Origin of the sequence: Hydrogenophaga taeniospiralis (assembly GCF_020510445.1) — a bacterium.
Classification (GTDB): Bacteria; Pseudomonadota; Gammaproteobacteria; order Burkholderiales; family Burkholderiaceae_C; genus Hydrogenophaga.
This window is the reverse complement of record NZ_JAHBAG010000001.1, coordinates 2,722,439-2,742,575: the sequence shown is the minus strand read 5'-3', so window position 1 is coordinate 2,742,575 and position 20,137 is coordinate 2,722,439. Positions and strand designations below refer to the sequence as shown.

Below are 20,137 nucleotides of genomic sequence, written 5' to 3'. Positions count from 1 at the left end.
GCTTACTCCAGTCCGATGGCGCGGCGCACCTCGTCCACCGTGGTCTCGCCCTGCAGGACCCGGTAGCGCGCCAGGCGCACCATGGGCTTGAGCCCACTGGCCTCGGCCAGCTCGCGGATGCGTGCCCGCGGTGCCTCGCCCACGATGGCGTCGGCCAGCTCGCGTTTGACGGTCAGGATTTCATAGACCGGCAACCGGCCGCGGTAGCCAGTGCCACGGCAGTGGGTGCAGCCGGCGCCGTGGTGCACCATGGACACCTCGGGGCCGAGCCAGGCTTTTTCGTCGTCGGTCGCAGCGCGCTGGGTCTTGCAGTGGGGGCAGATGCAGCGCACCAGGCGCTGGTTGATGACCGCCACCAGGTTCTCGGCCACGGTCTCGGCGTCCACGCCGAGCAGCCGCAGGCGGGGCACCACACCGAAGATGCCGCCCACGTGCAGGGTGGAGAGCACCAGGTGGCCGGTGGACGAGGCGTCGAGCGCGGCCCGCGCCGTTTCGGCGTCGCGCACCTCGCCGACCAAAATGATGTCCGGGTCGTGGCGCAGGAAGTGCCGCATGGCGCTGGCGAAGTCGTAGCCCGCGCGCCGGTTCACCTCGGTCTGGCAGGCCACCGGCACCCGGTACTCCACCGGGTCCTCCACCGTCAACACGTTGCGCTCCACCAGCGGTTGCACCCGCAGCGCGGCGTGCAGCGTGGTGCTCTTGCCCGAGCCGGTGGGGCCGGTGATCAGGATCAGGCCGTGCGGGCGCGCGAAGGCCTTTTCCATCTCGGCCACGTCTTCTTCCAGAAAGCCCAGGTCCTGCAGGCGGTCGAGGTCGCTGCGCTCGGCCAGCAGGCGCATGGCCACGCGCTCACCGAACTCCGAGATCATGGTCGAGACCCGGATCGTGTAGGTCGCGTCCATCAGGTTGATGGTGAAACTGCCATCCTGCGGCAGGCGCTGCTCGCTGGCGTCCATGTCGGCCTTGAGCTTGATGAACGACACCAGGCGGTCCAGCGAGGGCGGCATCGCGAACATCGGGCGCAACACGCCGTCGATGCGCATCAGCACCCCGCGGCTGCGGGCGGTGGGGGCGAGGTGCACGTCCGTGGCGCGCTCGCGCACGGCGGTGTGCAGGATCAGCTCCATCAGCCGGTCGGGGCTGTAGGCGTGGTCGCGGTCGTCGCCGAGCTTGCGGATCTCGGCCTCGATCAGCCGCTCGACCGGGTTTTCCTGGAAGTAGTAGTGCTGGTGGATGGCGTCGACAACGGCGAAGAACTCGCCCTGCCAGAACACCACCTCCTGCCCGACGCGGCGCTGGATCAGCGTCGCCACGGCCTCGGGCTCGGCGTCGCCCAGCAGCACCCGCAGCTTGTCGCCCTCGCGGCCCACCGGCAGGAAGTTGTGCGTCAGGCACAGGCTGCGGTTGAAGGCCGCGGCCACTTCCGGGTCGACCGCGGGCACCTCCTTGAACGCGATGCCGCGCTGGATCGCGAGCTGGCGCGCCAGGTCCTTGGCGCTGATGAAGCCCAGCTCCACCAACATGCGCCCAAGCTTCTGCCCTTCGACCGCCTGCTTCTGGCGCACGTAGTCGATCACGATCTGGCTGACCAGCCCGTTGGCCACCAGCATCTGGCTGAAGCTCTGGCGGATTTCGATCATGGGTTCCATCCCGGTCTCACTGTTCTTGTACATAGAACTTCTCCAATAGCAGGCCACTCAGGGGGTCCACCTCGCCCGAGGGACTCAGGCCCAGTTCGTTCTGGAATTGCCGCAGGGCGCCGCGGCTGCGCTCGCCCCAGATGCCGTCCACCTCCCGGGGCAGCAGGCTGCCGTATTCGGTCAGCGCGATCTGGAAGCGGGCCGCGGTCAGCCGCTGGTTCACGGCGTGGCCGGCCTGGGGCGTGCTCCAGGTCAGCCACACCTGGCCCTGGCGGTTGTCCAGGCAGACGTCGGCCAGGCGGGCCAGGCGCGCGCCCAGCAGCTGGTGGGTCAGTTCCGCCAGGGGCTGGCTCACCACCATGCGCCCGGCGGGCTGCTCGGTGGCGGGCTCACAGCCAGCGCCGAAGAGGCCGCCGGGTGCCACGGCGGGCACGCCCTGGGCGGCGGAGGCATCGGGCGCAACGGACAGCGCCGCCACGGCCGGTGCCGCTGGCGTTGCGGCCTGCGGCGCGGGGGCCGGTGCAGGGTCGGGCGACGCTGGGGCCAGCGCGACCACCTGGGCCGCCGCGCCATCGGCCCGCGGCTGCCCGGGGCCGCCGTCCACCCCGCCAAAACGCGAGCCCAGCGCCGCCCCGGTGGCGACCAGGCCGGCGAAGGCGGCGGCGACCAGCCACGGCCGGCGGGCGCGCGACGGTGGCACCACGCCCACGGCGTCCGCCGTGGGGGCGCCCACCAGATCGACCCGGCTGTCGTTGACGGCCTCTTTCATCAGGTTCGAGTCGATCACGTTGCCGTTGCGCGCCGCCAGCCCGTACAGGCAGCGGTCCATGATCAGGTGGATCTGCCGGGGCACGCCCTGCGTTTCGCGCCAGAGCAGCTGGCAGGCATCGGTCTGCAACACCAGGGCGCCGTCGCTGCCCGACGACTCGAAGCGGAAGCGCACGTAGTCGGCGATCTCGGTGCTGGTCAGGCCGTACAACCGCGAATGTTTCACCAGCCGGCTGCGCAACTGGCGCAGGCTGTGCTGCGACAGCATCTCTTCCAGCTCGGGCTGGCCGGCCAGCAGGATCTGCAGCAGCTTTTCCTGGTCGGTCTCCAGGTTGCACAGCAGCCGGATCAGCTCCAGCGAGTTGGCCGAGAGGTTCTGCGCGTCGTCGATGATCAGCAGGCAGGTCTTGCCCTCGCGGTGGTTGGCGAGCAGGAAGGTGTTGAGGGCGGAGATGTCGGACGACAGCGTGCCGGTGCCTTCCAGGCCGAAGTCCTGCAGCACGGCGGCCAGCAGCTCCGGGCCCTGCAGGAAGGTGTTGAACACCAGCGCGGAGACCACGTTCTTGGCCGCCAGGTCCGTCATCAGCCGCCGCACCAGCGTGCTCTTGCCCATGCCGACCTCGGCCGTGAGCAGCGAGAAGCCCTTGCGCGACACCACGCAGTGCTCCAGCTCGACCAGTTGCTCGTCCAGATGCGGGGTCGTGAAATAGCAGCCCGCATCGGGCGTGTAGGGAAAGGGGTTGCGCACCAGGCCCAGGGCGGCCAGGTGGCTGTTGCGGGCGTTCATGGGCTGGTCTCGCTGCGGGCCAACTGATCCACCGCCGTGCGCAGCGCGGCCGAATTCGGGTTCTGGCGCAGGGACTTGGTCAGCAGGTCCCTGGCCTGGTCAAAGCGCTGGCGCTGGCGCTCGATGGCCGCCAGATTGAGGCTGGCGTGTTCGTCGCCCGAGAGCTTGTCCAGCAGGCGCCGGTACAGGCGCTGCGCCCCGTCCAGATCGTCGCTCTGGTGGGCAAACCAGGCCTCGGCGCGCAGGCGGGCCACCGAAGACGCCGGCAGCCTGGCCTGGATCGCCTGAAGCTGCTGGCGGGCCGTGTCCACCTCGTGGCCGGCCAGCGCCTGGTTCAGCGCATCGAACAGGGCCGGCAGCTCGTCGGGCGTGGGCTGGGACACCGGCGCGCTCGCTGGCGCACGCGGACTGTCGGCGGCCCCCTTCTTCCCGGTCGCGGGCTCGGCGGGAGGGCGCGTGTCCTGAACGTTCTGCGTGTTCTGCGGCGGTGCGGCCGGCGCCGCCACGGGCGGGGCCGAAGCCGCGCCCGTGCCGGCCGGTACCGACAAGGCACGCGAGAGCGCCAGCCGTGGCGAGGCGGTGGGCAGCGGCAGGTCCGCCTTGGGCAGGGCCGCTTCAGGCAGCGCCGCGTCGGGCCAGACCACCCGGGCCGTGCCCGCCGCGGGCGGGGCAAGGGGTGCGAGCGGCAGCGCGCCGGCGCCGCCCCGCGCCGTCGGCACCACGGGCGCAGGCACTGGCACCGCGGACGGCCCATGCGGGGCCGCCAGGGCCAGGCTCACCACCCAACCGGCCAGCACCGCCACGGCCGCGATCCCCACGCCCCACAAGGCCGGTATCGGGTTCCAGCCGCGCCTGGCCGGCGCGGGCGCGGCCACGCCGGTCCACCGACGGCCAGACCGCTGGGCCGGCGCCGCCTGCTGTTCGGTTTGTTTGAGCGCCTGGTAGATGAGGCTCATAGGAGGCGAACACGCAGCACGACGATGAGTTCGCGGGCGGACTGGCTGGTGTTTTCCTTGGTGACGAGCTTGCCGAAGAAAGGCACGTCCGACAGGAAGGGCAGGCCGCCGTTGTTGTTGCCGCTCTTCTGGTCGATCAGACCGCCGACCACGACCACGTCGCCATCGTTCACGTTCAGGGTGGTGGTGAGGCCCTTGTAGGCCACCTGGGGCAGGCTCACGCGGTTGGAGTCGTTCACCTCGACCAGGGCCAGGCTGGAGGGGTCCACGTCGCTCTGCACCGGGTTGATCAGCAGTTCGATGCGCCCGTCCTCGCGGATCATGGGCAGCACGCCGACCATCACGCCGGAGAACACGGCGTCGGTCTGCACCTCGGACGAGGTGGTGGTCGCGCCCCCGCCGATGTTGTTCTCGGCCGAGCTCGACTTGGACACGTAGCGCTGGCTGGTGCCCACCGAGAGCATCGCGGGGGTTCCGTTGCGCACCTGGATGTTCGGGTTGGAGAGGATGCGCAGGTTGCCGAACGAGCGCAGGGCGTTGATCACGGTCGAACCGCTGCTGTCCTGGTAGGCCACGCCGCCACCGGTCTGGCCCGTGCCCGGCCCGACCAGCCGGGAGGGAATGGTCAGGCTGCTCGCGGGGTAGTTGCGCGTGCGCGAGGAGTTCGGCAGGCTGGCCACGCCGCCGGCCAGTTCCAGCGCGCTGGAGCCGAAGTTCAGCGCCAGGCGGCTGCGCAGCTGGGTCCAGTCGATGCCGAACTCGTAGCCGTCGTTGAGCGTCACGTCGATCAACTGGGCCTCGATGTAGACCTGCTTGGTCAGCATGTCCTGGGTGTTCTTGATGAGCTTTTCCACCGAGCGCATCTGGGACGGGCGGGCCTTGACGAACAGGGTGCCGGAGGTGCGGTTCAGCGTGAAGCCGTGTTGCTGGTTGGGCTGCACCACCTGGGTCGGGTCCTGGTTGCCCCGGGCCGCGGCGGCCGGGTCCACCGCGGGCGGGCGGGCCTCGCCCAGGATGGTCTTGAGGTTGTTCTCGATCTCGGTGTAGGGGTCGGCGCGGCTGCCGGCCGCGGCGCTCATGGACAGGCTGCCCGAGATCGCGGAGTTGGCGCCGGTGGAGTTGGAGCCGAACACGTTGCCGCCCGAGTTCAGCGACATCTGGGTGTTGATGTTGAGGAAGTCCATCGCGAAGAACTTCTCTTCGTGCAGCTTCACGCGCAGGGTCTGGTTGCGGATTTCGCCGGCCACGTCGTAGCTGCGCAGCAGCTCGTTGAAGGCCTCGCGCAGCGACACGTCCTTGAGGAACATGTCGGTCAGCGCGCCCTGCTGCACCACCGCCGGCTCGACGATGAGGTTGACCTTGGCCGCGTCGGCGAACGCCGTGAGGATCTGGCTGATGTTGCCGTTGGACACCGCCACGCTGATGGTCTTGCCCTCCAGCGGGTCGTAGGTGGGGGCGGCGGGCTCCAGCGGCTTGGCCGCCGCGGTGCGCCGCATTTCCCGCAGGATCTGCTCCTGCTGGGCCAGCAGCTTCGCGGACTCGGCCCGCGTCACCTCCTGCATGCGCTTCAAGGAATCGACGTCGGGGTCGCCCAGGTTTTTGGCGCTCTGGGGCGGCGGTGCCACGCAGGCGCCCAGCAAGGCTGCCGAAACAATCGCGGTGGTGGTGGCCATTCCGGGCTTGAACATGGAGATCTTGAAGTGGTGCATGGCGGTCTTTGAAGCGGAGAAAACGGTGAAGGAAAAGGCGGCGGCTCGGGGCAGGTTCAGGGCAGGCTCTGGCGCAGCCAGCCGGCCAGCTGCGCTGGCGATTCGGAAAGGACGACGTCGTCGTTGGTGGCGCTCACGGGGGTGCCCGGGCTGAACACACACAGGCCGGTGCTGGCATGCGGCGGGTCCAGCCGCTCACCGTCGCCGCTGCGATCCTTGAGCGGCACCACGATCCAGTAGGCGACCGACATCAGCCGGTTGGCGGCGCAGTCCACCGCGCCGGCCACGCCCCCGTCGCCGCTCAGGTGGGGCTGGTCGCTCGCCAGCGCCAGGCCGGCCACGTTGTTCAGCGCCACGATCAAATCGCCCACGTCGCCGTGGTTCACGTGGCCGATCGCGTCGCCGCTGCGCTCCAGGGCGAGCGCCAGGTCCGCGTCGGCGGCCGCGCTGGCGTTGGGCGCGCGGTACACGGCGTAACGGGCGCGGTGCTCGGCCACGGGCAGGCCAGCGCCCACGCTGACGTAGGGAAACCAGCCGATCAGATTGCCGCTGCCGCAGACACCGCCCACCAGGCTCTCGAGGCCCGTGCCGGCGGCGCTGGCGTCGGGGCATGGCAGGCGCCCATGCCGCACGGCAAAGGCGCGCAGTTGGGACTGCACCTGGCGAGCCATGTCCTGGGCCTGGCGTCGGTCTTTGGCGTCCAGCACCGTGTCGTAGGCGGAAAAAGCGGCCCAGCTCAGCAAACCGGCCACGACCAGCACCACGGCCATCTCCACGAAGGTGAAGCCGGTCTGCGCGGGTCGGTGGGAGCGGGTGGCGTGCATGGTCGGGTGCTCGCTCAGGGTTTCTGCTGGCCGGCCAGCAGATCGCGCGAGTACGACTGCATGGTTTTCGAGCCGTTGGCCACGCGGTCGCCGATCTCGCGCAGCTCGCCCAGGATGGCCTGGCGGCGCGCCACGTCCTTGGGCGCGGTGCTGTTGGCGATGCGGTTCAGTTCCGCGCTCAGGCGCTGGGCCTGCGCGCTGTGCTGGAGCATCTGCCGCATGATCTGGAAGTACCGCGGGTCGAACTGGCCCTGCCCCAGCCGCTCGATCTCGTCGAGCAGCCCCTGGGTTTCGGCCAGCGACAGCTGCGGCCCTTTGCTCAGCAGCTCGTTGACCTTCACGCGGATCTGGGCCCGGGCCTGGCGGCGCTGCTCGCGCGTCAGGGCGGGCGCGCCCGGGCCGCTGGCCGGGCTCGGGCTCAGCGCCCAGGGCGGCGCACCGCCCTCAGCGCCCGGCCCTGGCCCACCCGGCGTGGGGCCGGTGGGTGCTGCCGGCGCATCGGCGGGCGAGGCCGGCAGGCCCGCGGGCGCGTCCGCCGCACCGCCGGCCGGCGGGCGCGCTTGAGGCGCGGCGGGCAGCGCGGCGACCGGGCCCGGCTCGGGCGCCGGCCTGGACAGCCAGACACCGGCCAGAAACGCCAGCAGCAGCAGACCCAGCCCACCCCCGACGAGCACACCCTTGTTCATCAGTTGCCTTTGACCCGCGAAGGAAAGGCGCCCAGCACGCGCAGGCGCTCCAGCGGGACGGCAACCTCCATGTCTTCGCCCCCGGCGGAGAACGTGACCGTCTCCATGCGGATGGACTTGACCACGAGGCCTCCCGCCACCTGGTCGCCCACGCCCACCAGATAGCCGTCGACCACGGCCTTGCCTTCGCTGCCGGCGCGCAGCACCACGCTGACCCGCGGCAGGGCCACGGCCGAGAGCGCGACCCGCTCGGGCCGTGGGCCGCTCTTCACCGCCTTCGTGGCCACCACCTCCGGCGGCAGGGCGAAGATGCTGCCGTAATCGGCCTGGGCCTGCACGCCCTGGTCCACCGGCGCGGCCGGGAGCCGGCCAACCTGGGCCAGCCCGTGCGGACGGCCCACGGCCGCGCCGCGCAGCACCACCAGGGCGTCCTTCACCTCGTCCTGCTCGCGCATCTGCTGCGCGCTCAAGGGGCTGAGCGTGACCTGCAGCGGCGGCATCGGCCGGGCATTGACGCCGATCTGCTGGGCAATGCCCGCCATCGCCAGTACCAGCAGCGCCGTGGCGGCGGTGGTGAGAGTCAGGGCTACGTATTTCATGGGCTGTGTCGCTGGATGCTGTTCTCGGAAAAAGCCACCGGACCGGGGACCCGCCAAGCGACGGGCCACCCGCTCACGGGCCGGGGGCGCCTTGGGCGCTCAGACGCTCTTGCCCGGCGCGGCCGGTTTCAACAGGTAGGCGAACGCCCCGGGCGAACCGTCGTTGGGAGACACCGACTCGACCTGCCAGCCCTGGGCCAGCAGCTCGGCCAGAAAGCGGCGCAACTCCTGGTTGGCCTGGCCGTCCACCACGCCGTCCACACGGAAGCGGGGCTTGGCCTGGCTGTCGGTCTTGACCAGCTGCACACGCTGCACCCGCACGCCGGGGCGCGCCGCCTGGCGCACCGTGGCCAGCATCCGGATGGGGTCGTGGACCGCGGCGAAGCCGAGCTGGCGCACGAAGGTGGCCGCCTCGGGATCGAGGGCCGCGGCGTTGGCCTGGCCGACCTGGCTCACGCGCTGGCGCAACTGTTCGGTTTCGCTCTGCAGCGCCTGCAGGGCGGTCCGCTCCTGCGCGATCAGGTGGTTGGAGAAGAAGGCGAAAGCGCCCAGCCCCACCGTCATCACCGCGATCAACGCGGCCAGCGGCACCACATAGCTTTCGCTGAGCCAGGCCATGCGGCCCAGCCAGGGCGCCTGGATCGCCTGGGTATCCATGGCGTCGAGCAGCTGCGGCAGCGCGCTGGCGCTGGCGGCGTCGCCGATGCGAAAGGACTCATGCGGCATCAGGCGCACGTCGTTCAGGCCGGCTTCGGCCAGCTTGCCGAGCAGGCCGCGCTCCACGTCCAGATCGTCGGCCAGCACGCCGCCCCAGCGCACGCCCTTGGGCGCGCCGGTCCAGCCGCCGGCCTTGAGCTGCATCACCACGGTGCGCAAGGGAGCGTGCAGGTCGGCGGGGTCGCTGCCGATGGCGGTCGCGCCGGCGTAGTGCATCTTGCCGCCCGCCGCGCTGAAGGCATGCAGCTGCGAGCCGATGCGCAGCACCTGCAACTGGTCGTCCGCGGCCTTGCCCAGGAACAGGCCCGCCAGCGGCACGATCAGGCAATGGTCGGGCTGGCGCCGCGACCAGGTCTGGAACTGCTGCCACACGTCCAGCGGAATGGCGGTGTAGAGCACTGTGCTGCTGTCGTTGTGGCGGATCTGCCGGTGCACGAACACCTGCAGCGGGCCGTCCACCGCGCCCTCGGCGCGCACCGCTTTTTCGATGATGGCCGCGGCGTACTCGGCCTTGCCCTTGCAGGACTGCACGCCGACCTGCGACTGGGCGAACTCCACCACCACGAGCGCGGAGCCCTTGACGTCGGCCCAGGGCTGCAGTTCCCGGCAGCGCCCCTCGGCGAGCTGGAACCAGCCCTGCGCGCAGACAAGAATGATCTGGTCAGGTTTCATGGGGCACCCAAGGGAAAGTAGACCACCCCGGAGAGCTCCAGGCTGAAGCCCCGGTCATCGGGCTGCGCCGGCGTGAACAGGCCCGCCGTGGGGCTGACCACCGCCACGTCGAAACGGTCGGCGGCGAACCACTGGAGGGCGCCGCCACCGAGCTGCTGGCTCAGCAGGCGCTCGGCCTCCAGGCGCGACACCGCCGAAGGCGCACGCTGGACACGGCGGCTGCTCCAGCGGGCCGGATCGATGCCATCACGCTCGGCCAGCGCGCGGATCTCGGCGTCCTGGCGCGCGTAGCGCTCGCGCTGCTCCACCACGGGCATCAGGCCACGCAGTTGGGCCAGCTCGGCGCGGGTGGCGGCCACCTGCACGCGGGCCTGGTTCAGCTGCGAGACCTGGCTCATGGCCAGCCAGGCCGCCACCGCCAGGGCGACGGTCACGGCAGCAAGGACGACCAGACGTCCATGGCGGGACATGGCCATTTACTGATCCATCATCCAGTGGGCGGTCAGCAGCGTGACACGGTCTTCGTCGTACTGCCGGCCGGTGGCGGTCGCGGCGCCCGGGTTGTCCGGCCCCACCGCGACGGGGTCGTTGCCGGTCTGGTTGTTGCCGCCGATGCCGCTGGCGATGGTGTTGTTGGCTTCCCAGGACGTGCCCGGGGCATTGGCGTCGGTGGTCTGGGTGTGGGCCGCACGGTCCTGGATGCGGAAGCGGCCTTCGCGCGAGTCGGGTTTGCCGTCGACCAGCTGGTCCATGTAGCGGGCCAGGTCGGGCGTGAGCCCGCGCACCACCATGACGTTGCCGGCACCGCTGGCGGTGCCCGCCGGGTTCCACTGGAAGCACACCTGCACCTCGGCGGAGTTGCCATTGGTGTCCTGGTAGACGTAGCGGTCTTCGTGCCCTTCACCGCGGCCCGGCGGCAGACGCACACCGTGGCGGGTCATGAGCGTTCGCAGCGTCTGCACCGCCAGCGCGGTATCGCCCGCACCGGCCTGGTTGTTGGCGTAGCCCTGGCCCTCGCAGACCTTGGCGCCGGTGCCGCCGAAGTTCTCGGGAATGCCGGCCACGGCCTGGCCGCCGGTGCGCTGGCAGGCGCCCGTGCCACCGATGGTGGTCTCCGAACCGTTGATCATGTAGGTGGGTGCCTGCTGGCAGTCACCGACCACGGTCCCGGTGCGCTGGTAGTACTGGTCGTACGCCATCTTCCACTGCTCCAGGAATTTGTTGGAGACCTTGGTGTATTCGGCGTTGCGCTGCACGTCCTTGCCGATGGCGATGGCGCCGATGATCAGACCGATCACCGCCAGCACAAGGGTCAACTCGATCAGCGTGAAGCCCGACTGGGCGCCACGGCGGGCTTTGGAAGAAGGGGTCATGGCGTGGTTCCCGAAGAGTGAGGAGTGAGGGCTGGGGGTCACTGGTTCATCTTGTAGACAGCGACCACGGTCACCACCTGGCTCTCGTCGCGCTGGAGGTTGTCGCCCGCGGCACCGGCGCCGCTGGCCACCGTGTCGTCGTTGGTGCGGTTCCACTGCACGCCGGGCGCGTTGGGTGTGCCGTTGGCCACCGCCTGCAGGCGGAAACGGCCTTCCTGGGCATCGGGCTTGCCGTCGACCATCTGGTCCAGCATGCGCGCCAGCTCGGGCGTGAGGCCCGAGACGATCATCACGTTGCCCGCGCCCTCGGGGGCGCTGGGGTTGTTCCACTGGAAACAGACCTGCACCTCCTGCGGGTTGCCGTTGCTGTCGAGGTAGACGTAGCGGTCTTCAAAACCCTCGGCCCGGCCGGGCGGCATGCGGATGCCGGCCTGCGTCATCTGTGTGCGCAGGGTGGTGGCCGCGGCGGCGCGCGCGGCCATGGCCGCGTTCTCGGCCTTGTCGCACACGCGCCCCGGTGGCGTCACCGTGGTCATGTTGCCTCCCGAGATCGGGCTACCATCCGCTGCGTCGTAGGCCGCGCCGTTGACCATCAGGCGCGGTGCCACCTGGTTGTCGCCCACGACCACGCCGGTGCGCTGGTAATACTGGTTGTAGGACTGCTCCCACTGGTCGATGAACTTGTTCTTGACCTTGGTGAACTCCGCATTGCGCTGGACGTCCTTGCCAATGGCCATGGCGCCGATGATCAGGCCGATGACGGCCAGCACCACCGACAGCTCCACCAAGGTGAAACCGCCTTGACGTTGCTTTCTAGCAACACCACCAAATCGCTCAAATTCACGCTTCATTAAGACTCTCCAGTGATATTTTTGTAACCACGGTGAGTCTATGGACTGCATTTTTTCCGAATCTGTCACAACCTGTCACAAGTCGACAGAAACCTTGATAAAAGGCCTTGCGCCACGGTCAAAGCTGTTCTAGGCGTGATTTATTGCACGCATCACGGCAGCGCTGGGCGTGCCGTTCGGGCGACCCGTCCGGCGGTCCGGCGCCAGCGGTGGCGGGACCGCGCTTATTCGATCCGCAGCGGGCAGCCCAGCCGGTAGCCCCGGCCCCGCACGACGTTGAGCGCGTCCGCGGGAAAGCCCATGCCATCGAGCTTTCGGCGCAAGCGACGGACCAGGGAGAACAGGGCGTTGTTGAAGTCGACCTCACCCTCTTCCTGCCCGGACCACAGCAGACGCCTCAGGGTTTCGCTCTCCACCACGCTGCCGTGCGACAGCGCCAGCGCGTGCAGCAGCATGCCTTCGCGGGCGGTGAGCTGGCAGGCTTCGCCACTGGGGCACACCAGTTGGGCCTTGGCGACCTGCAGCACCGGCACGGACTCGGTGGTCTCGGGCCCCACGGCGGCGGGCTGGCCGCGTTTCACCAGGGCGGTGAGCGCCAGCTCCACCTCTTCCATTTCAGCGGGCTTGAGCAGGTACACGTCGGCCCCGCAGCGCCAGCCGGCCAGGCGATCGGCCGGCGAAGTGCGCCCGGACAACATGGCGATGCCCAGCCCCGGGTGCGCCGCCTTGACCCAGCGCGCCACCTCGATACCGCTTTCTTGGGGCAACCCCACGTCGAGCAGCAGCACGTCGGGCACGCGCTCGGCCAGCGCCTGGCGCACACCCTGGCCATCGCTCACGGCGCGCACCCGCCAGACGCCGCTGTCGATGAGGTAGTCCACCAGGGCCTCGCGCAAATTGGTGAAGTCTTCGCAAACCAGCACATCCCACATCCGTCACACCTTGTCCCCGCCGGGTGGCGGAAAATTCGAACCCCGGTCGCCGACCGCCAGGATGGGCAGCACCAGCGTGAACGTCACCTCGCTGCCCTGCACATGGCAGCTCACGTCGCCCCCCAGCATCTGCGCCAGGCCCCGGACCCAGTACAGCCCCAACCCCGAGCCGGAGTACTGGTGGGCATTGGGACCCCGGTAGTACTTCTCGAACAGCCGCTGCGGGTCGGGCATGCCCACCGCGCCCACCTGGTTGCGCACCGCCAGGGCGCACTGCGAGTTCCAGTCCCCGCTCATGGGACGCACCGCCAGGTCCAGCACCACCATCGAACCGGGCACGGAGTACTTGATCGCGTTGTCCACCAGGTTGCGGATCATCATCAGCACCCGCTCCAGCCCCCCGGCCACCACCCAGCGCTCGCCCTGCTCGAAGGACGCCAGTTGCAGGGTATCGACGGACGCATGCCGCACGTGCTCGGCCAACAGGCGGTGGAGCAGCGCGGCCATCCCGCAGGTCCCCAGCGCCGCCTTGGCCGAGAGCCCCTCGTCGGCGTTCATGCGGTGCTCCAGCTCGCTCGTGGCCTGCACCTGCTGCAACACCTCGCGCATCTGCTGCACCGACGCCTCGATGCGCTGCAGATCGCGCGCCGCCGAGCCGCGCGTGGCGTGGCCGATCTGGGGCAGTTTGCGCTCCAGCGCCGCGCGGGCCAGCGCCACCACGGACAAGGGAGAGCGGATCTCGTGCAGCAGCATGCTCAGAAAGCGCCCGTCTTCCTCGCGCTGCCGGCGCTCGATGTGCATCTGCTGCTGCATCAGCGCGAACTCGCGCTGGTCCAGCTGCTGCTGGCGGCTCAGCAGGAAGTTGCGGCGCAGCAGCACCAGATGGAGGATCACGGCGCTCAGCAGGTTGATGAAGACGCCCGGGTAGAGCTGCATGAACCCGGAGCTCAGCCAGCCCAGGTGGGTGGCGTACAGCAGCCCCAGAAACACCAGGGTGATCACCATGTTGACCCGCAGGAGGTTGAGCAGGAACACGTCGTGGTACCTCAGCGCCAGTACCATGCTCACGCCCAGCACGATGGCCACCGGCAGGATGACATTGCTCAGCTGCAGGGCCAGATCGACCCGACCCAGCACGATCAGCACCAGTTGCACCGGAAACACCAGCAGCATGGGCGACCACAGGCGCACCAGCCAGTCGGGCGCCCCGTACTGCCGGTACAGCAGCCGGTACAGCAGCGCGCCGCAGAAAAAATGCAGGAAACCACTGAGCACCGACGCCTGGTCGGCGACCTGGGGGTGGTCAGAAAACAGGAACTGGTTGCCCAGCCCGAAGTAGAAAAACAGGGTGGCCAGCGTGGCCAGCTGAAACAGGGCATTGGCGGCCCAGAAGCGGTCGCGGTACAGCACCGAAGACAGCGCCGAGGCCAGGGCCAGGATCAGCACCGTGCCGCAGTACAGGCCCACGCCCGCGAGCGTGAAGGCGTTCTCCCGGTCCGCCGCCTGCGGGCTGAGCAGGCGCACGCGGATGTTGTGCGCGTTGCGGGTGGCCACCCGCACGAACGCCCGCGGCCCCTGGTCCAGCCGCATCTCGGCGGTGAACGCCAGGTCTTTGCGCACGCGCTGGTCAAAGGCGACCCGATCGCCCTGCTGGTGGACCTGCCAGCCCGACGCCGCGCCAGGGTCCGGGACGTAGATGCGCACGTCGTCCAGGTAGCTGGGCTGCACCACCACCACGGCGGCGTTCCCCGGCGTCGCCGCCGAGGCCTGCACCTGAAACCAGCGCGCCGCGCCGGAGTAACCGAGCGCCACCACCGGGGGCACCGGTTCGAACGCGGTGGGCGGCAGCGCCGAGACCGCCTCGATGTCCATCAGCCCCTGCGGGTCGGTGGCCAGCGCCACCACCGCCGAGCCCGGGTCGCCCTCGATCAGGCTGGTCAGCCCGATGTAGGCCCACACCGTGCACAAGGCCACCAGCACACTCACCAGATGGCCATGGGCACCGGAGAAGGACACCCGCTCCAGCAGCGACGCCCAGGCCTGGCGCCACCACCCGCCGCTGGGCTTGGGCGTGGCGTCGGCGTTCAGCATCCGCGGAACACGGCGGCCGAGCCAGGCTTCACGGCAACCCCGGTGCGGCCCATGTCAGGCCACGCCCGCGGCGATCTGACGCAGCGCCTGCTCGAACACCGCCGCCGGCTGGCCACCCGAGATCAGGTGCCGGTCGTTGACGATGACCGCGGGCACCGAGTGGATGCCCTGGCTGCTGTAGAACCGTTCGCGCTCGCGCACGTCCTGCGCAAAAGCGTCGCTGGCCAGCACCTCGCGGGCGCGGGCTTCGTCCAGATCCACTTCGACCACCGCGGCCAGCAGCACGGCGTGATCGGCCGGGCTCTCGGCGCGGCCGTGGTAAGCGGTCAGCAGCGCTTTCTTCAGCGCGTGCTGCTGGCCGGGCGTGCCTTCCTTGTCGGCCCAGGCGAGCAGGCGGTGCGCGTCAAAGGTGTTCCAGATGCGGCCCCGGCCTTCGGGCTTGAAGGCGAAGCCGGCCTCGGCCCCGCGCTGGCGGATGGTGGCGCGGATCTGCGCCTGCTGCTCGGCCGTGCTGCCGTATTTCTGGGTCAGGTGTTCGGTGACGTCCTGGCCTTCGGGGCCCATCTGCGGGTTGAGCTCGAAGGGCTGGAAGTGCATCTCGGCGGTGATGTCGCCCTGCACGGCGGCCAGGGCCTGCTCCAGCGCGGACAGGCCAATGGCGCACCAGGGGCAGGAGACGTCGGACACAAAGTCGATCTTGAGGTTCGTGGTCATGGGTTTGCTTTCGCCCTGCGGGCTGCGGTGCGGGCTTGCTGGGGAACGGCCCGGCGCTGCGTTCATGCGGCGATGGTAGCGACAGCCGCCCGTGCCCGCAGTCCCCGGCCCGACCCGCCCCGGCGCCACACATGGGCTTGCGCGACAATCTCGCCTCCCACCCACCGCGCCCCCGAGCACCATGACCGACCGTTACGCCGTCATCGGCCACCCCATTTCGCACAGCAAGTCGCCGCTGATCCACGGCCTGTTCGCCCGGGCGACCGGCCAGGACATCGAATACACCGCCATCGAAGCCCCGCTCGACGGCTTCCGGGCCACGGTGGAGGCCTTTCGCGCCAGCGGCGGGCGCGGCCTGAACGTGACCCTGCCCTTCAAGCTGCAGGCCTTCGAGATCACCACCGACCCGATGGAGTCGGCCCGCCTGGCCGGCGCGGTCAACGCGCTGAAGTTCGAAGGCGAGCGCATTTTTGCGCAGAACTTCGACGGCCTGGGCCTGGTGAACGACATCCAGCGCAACCTGGGCGTGTCGCTCGCGGGCAAACGCGTGCTGATCTGCGGCGCGGGCGGCGCCACGCGCGGCGCCATCCTGCCCATCGCCTCGCAGAAGCCCACCCTCATCGCCATCGCCAACCGCAGCGCCGACAAGGCCCACGGTCTGAAGGCCGACTTCGCCACCCATGCCGCGCTGCAGACCAGCGGCTACGAAGACCTGGCCGGCGAATCGTTTGACGTGGTGCTCAACGCCACCTCCACCGGCCTGTCACAGGCCGAGCTGCCGCTGCCCGCGGGCGTGTTCGCGCCCGGCGCGCTGGCCTACGAACTGGTCTACGGCAAAGGCCTCACGCCCTTCCTGCGCCAGGCCCAGGCCGCGGGCGTTGCGCACGTCGCCGACGGCGTGGGCATGCTGGTCGAGCAGGCGGCCGAAGCCTTCGAGTGGTGGCGCGGCGTGCGCCCCGCCACCCGGCCGGTGATCGACCAGCTCACCGTGCCGCTGGTATGAGCCCCCACGCTCCGCCGCTGCGCGGGTCGCTGCCCCCCGTGGGGGCTGCCCCGCCTTGGGGCGGCCCGGCGACGAGTCGTCTGAGCCTGCTTTGACCTCACCCCGCTGGGCGCAAGCCCTGCCCCTGCTTGCCGTGCTTGGCTCGGTCGTCGCGCTGGGCATCGGCACCTCGTTCGCCAAGCAGCTGTTTCCGCAGGTCGGCTCGCTGGGCACCACGGCCCTGCGCGTGGGCTTTTCCGCGCTGTTGCTGCTGCTGATCTGGCGGCCCTGGCGCTGGCCACTGTCGAAGGCCGACGCCAAGAGCCTGCTGCGCTACGGCGTGGCGCTGGGCTGCATGAACCTGATGTTCTACCAGTCGCTGCAGAGCATTCCGTTCGGTGTCGCCGTGGCCATCGAGTTCAGCGGCCCGCTGGCCGTGGCCTTCTTCACCTCGCGCCAGCGCATCGACACCCTCTGGATCGCGCTGGCCGCGGCCGGCCTGGGCCTGCTGCTGCCGCTGGGGCACGACGTCACCTCGCTGGACCCGGTGGGTGTGGGCTTTGCGCTGGGCGCCGCCGTCTGCTGGGCGACCTACATCCTGTTTGGCAAGAAAGTCGGCCACCTGCACGCGGGCCACTCGGTCGCCCTGGGCCTGACCATGGCCGCCATCACCGTCGTGCCCTTCGGCATCTGGCACGCGGGCAGCGCGCTGCTGCAACCCCATATCCTGCTCTACGGCCTGGGCGTGGCGGCCGTGTCCAGCGCCATCCCGATCTCGCTGGAAATGGTCGCGCTCAAGCGCCTGACCCCCGCCGCCTTCGGCGTGATGACCAGCATGGAGCCCGCCGTGGCCGCCCTGCTGGGCCTGCTGGTGCTGGGCGAACAGCTCACCGGCGTGCAATGGCTGGCGGTCATGCTGGTGATGGGCGCGGCGGCGGGCAGCGCGGCGACCGCCAAGCCCGAGCCGGCTCGCCACGCGGCCGACGAACTGGTGATGTGAACCCTTGGGCTCTGACGGCACAGGAATGGCCCTTCTTATGGCGCCGAAAAAGGGCCGCCAATGGACCGGTCCAAGCCGTGCCGCGCGGATAGAGTCCAACGTCACCCCATCCCCCACACCGCGCACACGGCCGCCATTCCCATGCACATCGCCATCCTCACCTTTAACGGCTTCAACGAACTCGACTCGCTCATTGCCCTGGGCATCCTCAACCGCGTCAAAAAGCCGGGCTGGCGGGTGTCCATCGCCTGCCCGGCCGCGCGGGTGAAGTCCATGAACGGCGTGGTGATCGAGGCGCAGACCACCTTGGGCGAGGCCTGTGCGGCCGATGCGGTCATCGTCGGCAGCGGCATGCAGACCCGCGAGGTGGTGGCCGACGCGGCCCTGATGGCGCAATTGCGGCTCGACCCCGCCCGGCAACTGCTGGGCGCGCAGTGTTCGGGCACGCTGGTGCTGGCCAAGCTGGGCCTGCTCGACGGCCTGCCCGCCTGCACCGACCTGACCACCAAGCCCTGGGTGCAGGAGGCTGGCGTGGACGTGCTGAACCAGCCCTTTGTGGCCCGGGGCAACGTGGCCACGGCGGGTGGATGCCTCGCATCGCAGTACCTGGCCACCTGGGTGATCGCCCGCCTGGAGGGCGTCGAGGCGGCCCAAAGCGCCATGCATTACGTGGCGCCCGTGGGCGAAAAGGACGACTACGTGGAGCGCGCGATGCGCAACGTGATGCCTTTTCTGCCGTCGCCACAGCCGAACAGCGGCCGCTGATGCGCGCGGCGAAGGTCCCCACGCCGTTGCTGCGCTGAGCACGCGGCCTGGCAGCCTGCGGAGGTCAGGCCGATACCGCGTTCAGCTCTTCCCCAGAATCCGCGGCGCGATCTGCTGCACGTAGTACTTCACCGCGGGCAACGACAGGTGCCCGTAGTCGTAGCTCAGGGGCTCGGTGGAGCCGGATTCCATGCGCGACAGGCAGCCGTCGCGGTTGCAGAAAGAGTCCATCCCCGAGATGAACTCGATGCCCATGGCGGCGGCGCGTTGGCGCATTTCGGCGGTCGCGGCCTTCACGTGCGGGTCCAGGAACTCGTCACCCAGCCGCAGCGGCAGGCGCTGCCTGGCTTTCCACTCCTTCAGCAGCAGCTTGGGCAGGTCTTCGCGCCAGTACGGCACGGCCCCGAGCAGGACGATGCGCTTGACGCCGGCCTTTTTGAGCTCGGCCACGGTCGGCTCCAGGCCGGAGGTGTCTTTGTAGCGGCCCTTGACCTTGCCCTCGTGCCACCAGGCGTAGAGCACGACAACGTCGGGTTTGGTCTCACGAATGACCCGGATGGTGTCGTCGTTCAGGCTCCTGCAACGCGGGCGCGGCTCGATGCCCAGGATGGGCGGGCAGATCGCGGCCGTGCGCTCACCCAGGCCAAAGCTGTACTGGCCGCTGTCCTGCAGCGCCTTGAACCCGGGGTACAGCGAGCCGGCATGCGAGTCGCCCCAGAGGAAGACCAGCGGGCGCTTCTTCTCGACGCAGAACGGCTTGTATTGGCTGGGCAGCGCCTTGAAATCCAGCATGCAGTCGCCGTCGCGCCAGCCCTCGGTGACGGCGGACCGCCCCCCTTTGGACGAGAGCGTGGCCAGCAGCGCCTGGGTCTGCTCGGGCGTGCCGTCGCTGGACGCCCGGTTGGCCGCCAGCATCTGCAGGCGCTCGGGCTGCCCTTCCTGCTGGTAGATGGTGAAGCCGGTCAGGCCAGAGAGTGCCACCCCGGCGCCCAGGGCCACCGTGGTGAAGCGCCACTGGCGCCAATGGCCAAAGCGGATCGGGCGCTCGACCAGCCGGTAGGTCAGCCAGGCCAGCAGCACGGCCAGCAACACCCAGCCGATCTGATGCAGCGCGCGCGGCGCCTCGCCCAATTCAATGTGTGGATAGGCCAGCAGCGGCCAGTGCCACAGATACAGGGGGTAGCTGATCAGCCCGATCCAGACCACGGGTTTGCTCGACAGCACGTACCGGTTGAACCACCCGCGCGGGCCGGCGGCGATCAGCAGGCAGGTGGCCAGGGTGCCCACGAAAGCCCAGCCCCCGGGGAACCGCCGCTCCGGGTGGAGCTTGAACATGACCAAGGCCAGCAACAGGATGCCCAGGGTCGACAGCCACTGCGCCCTGGCGCCGGAGCCCTGCGCCGCGGCCCCCGGGGCCGGGCGGCTGGCGGCCAGATAGGCCCCCATCATCATTTCCCAGAAGCGGCCCATCGGGTTGTAGAACGCCGCCGTCAGGTCCCGCCGCACCAGCCAGAGGTTGACCCCCAGCGAGAGCAGCAGCAGGGCCAGGATCCAGACCTTCTTGGGCTGGTGGCCGCGGTGCAGCGCCAACAGGGTCAGCGGCCAGAAGATGTAGAACTGCTCCTCGATCGCCAGCGACCACAGGTGCAGCAGCGGCTTTTCAACCGCCGACGCATCGAAGTAACCCGCCTCCTGCCAAAAAGCAAAGTTGGACAGAAAGAAACTGCCCGCGAGCGCGTGTTTGCCCACCGCCTTGTATTCCAGCGGCGACAGCACGAACCAGCCATAGACCAGCGTGAACGCCAGCACCAGAAACAGCGCCGGAAAGATCCGCTTGACGCGGCGGGCATAGAAGTCCGCGAAGCTGAGCCGGTTGCGCGCCAGGTTGTCCAGGATGATCGAACTGATCAGGTAGCCCGAGATCACGAAGAAGATGTCCACCCCGATGAAGCCGCCCGGGAAAAACTGGGGAAAGGCGTGGTGGATGACGACCGCAGAGACGGCAACGGCCCGCAGGCCGTCGATGTCAGGGCGGTAGTTGTCGGTGTGTGGCGGGTGCGACATGAGGCTG

At 69.7% G+C, this 20,137-nt stretch carries 18 protein-coding genes; 3 read left to right on the top strand and 15 right to left on the bottom strand.

What is annotated here, in order from left to right; translation table 11 throughout:
* Window positions 1–2: 2 nt before the first annotated feature.
* The 14 genes from KIH07_RS13240 to KIH07_RS13170 all read right to left on the bottom strand — a co-directional run bounded on the left by KIH07_RS13240 (window position 3) and on the right by KIH07_RS13170 (window position 15,319).
* Window positions 3–1,673 carry a GspE/PulE family protein gene (locus KIH07_RS13240; RefSeq protein ID WP_226492415.1) on the bottom strand — a complete coding sequence of 557 codons (1,671 nt, stop codon included), beginning with the start codon at window positions 1,671–1,673 and terminating at the stop codon, window positions 3–5.
* The gene (locus KIH07_RS25360) at window positions 1,657–3,195 is read right to left on the bottom strand and encodes an ExeA family protein (RefSeq protein WP_264181837.1); all 1,539 of its coding nucleotides are present in this window, start codon (window positions 3,193–3,195) and stop codon (window positions 1,657–1,659) included. The genes KIH07_RS13240 and KIH07_RS25360 overlap by 17 nt, the downstream gene beginning before the upstream one ends.
* Entirely contained in the window at window positions 3,192–4,151 is a 960-nt protein-coding gene (locus KIH07_RS13225; RefSeq protein WP_226492414.1) for a tetratricopeptide repeat protein, read from the bottom strand. Before KIH07_RS13225 ends, KIH07_RS25360 begins: the two co-directional genes overlap by 4 nt.
* Window positions 4,148–5,860, bottom strand: a complete 1,713-nt coding sequence (mshL, locus tag KIH07_RS13220) for a pilus (MSHA type) biogenesis protein MshL (RefSeq protein WP_226492413.1) — start codon at window positions 5,858–5,860, stop codon at window positions 4,148–4,150. The genes KIH07_RS13225 and mshL overlap by 4 nt, the downstream gene beginning before the upstream one ends.
* Before the next feature lie 56 nt (window positions 5,861–5,916).
* Window positions 5,917–6,684 carry a type II secretion system protein gene (locus KIH07_RS13215; protein WP_226492412.1) on the bottom strand — a complete coding sequence of 256 codons (768 nt, stop codon included), beginning with the start codon at window positions 6,682–6,684 and terminating at the stop codon, window positions 5,917–5,919.
* 14 nt (window positions 6,685–6,698) lie between these two features.
* Window positions 6,699–7,370: a hypothetical protein gene (locus KIH07_RS13210; RefSeq protein WP_226492411.1), complete on the bottom strand. Its 672-nt coding sequence runs from the start codon at window positions 7,368–7,370 to the stop codon at window positions 6,699–6,701.
* Window positions 7,370–7,969, bottom strand: a complete 600-nt coding sequence (locus KIH07_RS13205) for a hypothetical protein (protein WP_226492410.1) — start codon at window positions 7,967–7,969, stop codon at window positions 7,370–7,372. Before KIH07_RS13205 ends, KIH07_RS13210 begins: the two co-directional genes overlap by 1 nt.
* A gap of 99 nt (window positions 7,970–8,068) precedes the next feature.
* Window positions 8,069–9,358 carry a hypothetical protein gene (locus KIH07_RS13200; protein ID WP_226492409.1) on the bottom strand — a complete coding sequence of 430 codons (1,290 nt, stop codon included), beginning with the start codon at window positions 9,356–9,358 and terminating at the stop codon, window positions 8,069–8,071.
* Window positions 9,355–9,834, bottom strand: a complete 480-nt coding sequence (locus KIH07_RS13195; protein WP_226492408.1) for a hypothetical protein — start codon at window positions 9,832–9,834, stop codon at window positions 9,355–9,357. Before KIH07_RS13195 ends, KIH07_RS13200 begins: the two co-directional genes overlap by 4 nt.
* Window positions 9,835–10,731, bottom strand: a complete 897-nt coding sequence (locus KIH07_RS13190; protein WP_226492407.1) for a type II secretion system protein — start codon at window positions 10,729–10,731, stop codon at window positions 9,835–9,837. It lies immediately after the preceding gene.
* A gap of 38 nt (window positions 10,732–10,769) precedes the next feature.
* Entirely contained in the window at window positions 10,770–11,582 is an 813-nt protein-coding gene (locus KIH07_RS13185; RefSeq protein WP_226492406.1) for a type II secretion system protein, read from the bottom strand.
* A gap of 224 nt (window positions 11,583–11,806) precedes the next feature.
* Window positions 11,807–12,514 (bottom strand): response regulator transcription factor, encoded by a 708-nt coding sequence (locus KIH07_RS13180; RefSeq protein ID WP_226492405.1) that lies wholly within the window; start codon window positions 12,512–12,514, stop codon window positions 11,807–11,809.
* Between the two features lie 3 nt (window positions 12,515–12,517).
* On the bottom strand, window positions 12,518–14,605 hold the full coding sequence (locus KIH07_RS13175) for a sensor histidine kinase (protein WP_226492404.1): 2,088 nt from the start codon (window positions 14,603–14,605) through the stop codon (window positions 12,518–12,520).
* A 54-nt stretch (window positions 14,606–14,659) separates the two neighbouring features.
* Complete coding sequence (locus KIH07_RS13170) at window positions 14,660–15,319, bottom strand: DsbA family oxidoreductase (RefSeq protein WP_226492403.1); 660 nt, start codon at window positions 15,317–15,319, stop codon at window positions 14,660–14,662.
* Between the two features lie 181 nt (window positions 15,320–15,500).
* On the opposite strand from KIH07_RS13170, the gene aroE reads away from it, so the two are divergent.
* From aroE to KIH07_RS13155, 3 genes are all read left to right on the top strand, one after another.
* On the top strand, window positions 15,501–16,322 hold the full coding sequence (gene aroE, locus KIH07_RS13165) for a shikimate dehydrogenase (protein WP_226492402.1): 822 nt from the start codon (window positions 15,501–15,503) through the stop codon (window positions 16,320–16,322).
* 91 nt (window positions 16,323–16,413) lie between these two features.
* A complete protein-coding gene (locus KIH07_RS13160; RefSeq protein ID WP_226492401.1) occupies window positions 16,414–17,301 on the top strand; it encodes an EamA family transporter in 888 nt (295 codons plus the stop codon).
* 141 nt (window positions 17,302–17,442) lie between these two features.
* The gene (locus KIH07_RS13155; RefSeq protein ID WP_226492400.1) at window positions 17,443–18,066 is read left to right on the top strand and encodes a DJ-1/PfpI family protein; all 624 of its coding nucleotides are present in this window, start codon (window positions 17,443–17,445) and stop codon (window positions 18,064–18,066) included.
* A gap of 81 nt (window positions 18,067–18,147) precedes the next feature.
* Here KIH07_RS13155 and KIH07_RS13150 read toward each other — a convergent pair whose 3' ends face one another.
* On the bottom strand, window positions 18,148–20,130 hold the full coding sequence (locus KIH07_RS13150; RefSeq protein WP_226492399.1) for an acyltransferase family protein: 1,983 nt from the start codon (window positions 20,128–20,130) through the stop codon (window positions 18,148–18,150).
* Window positions 20,131–20,137 lie beyond the last annotated feature (7 nt).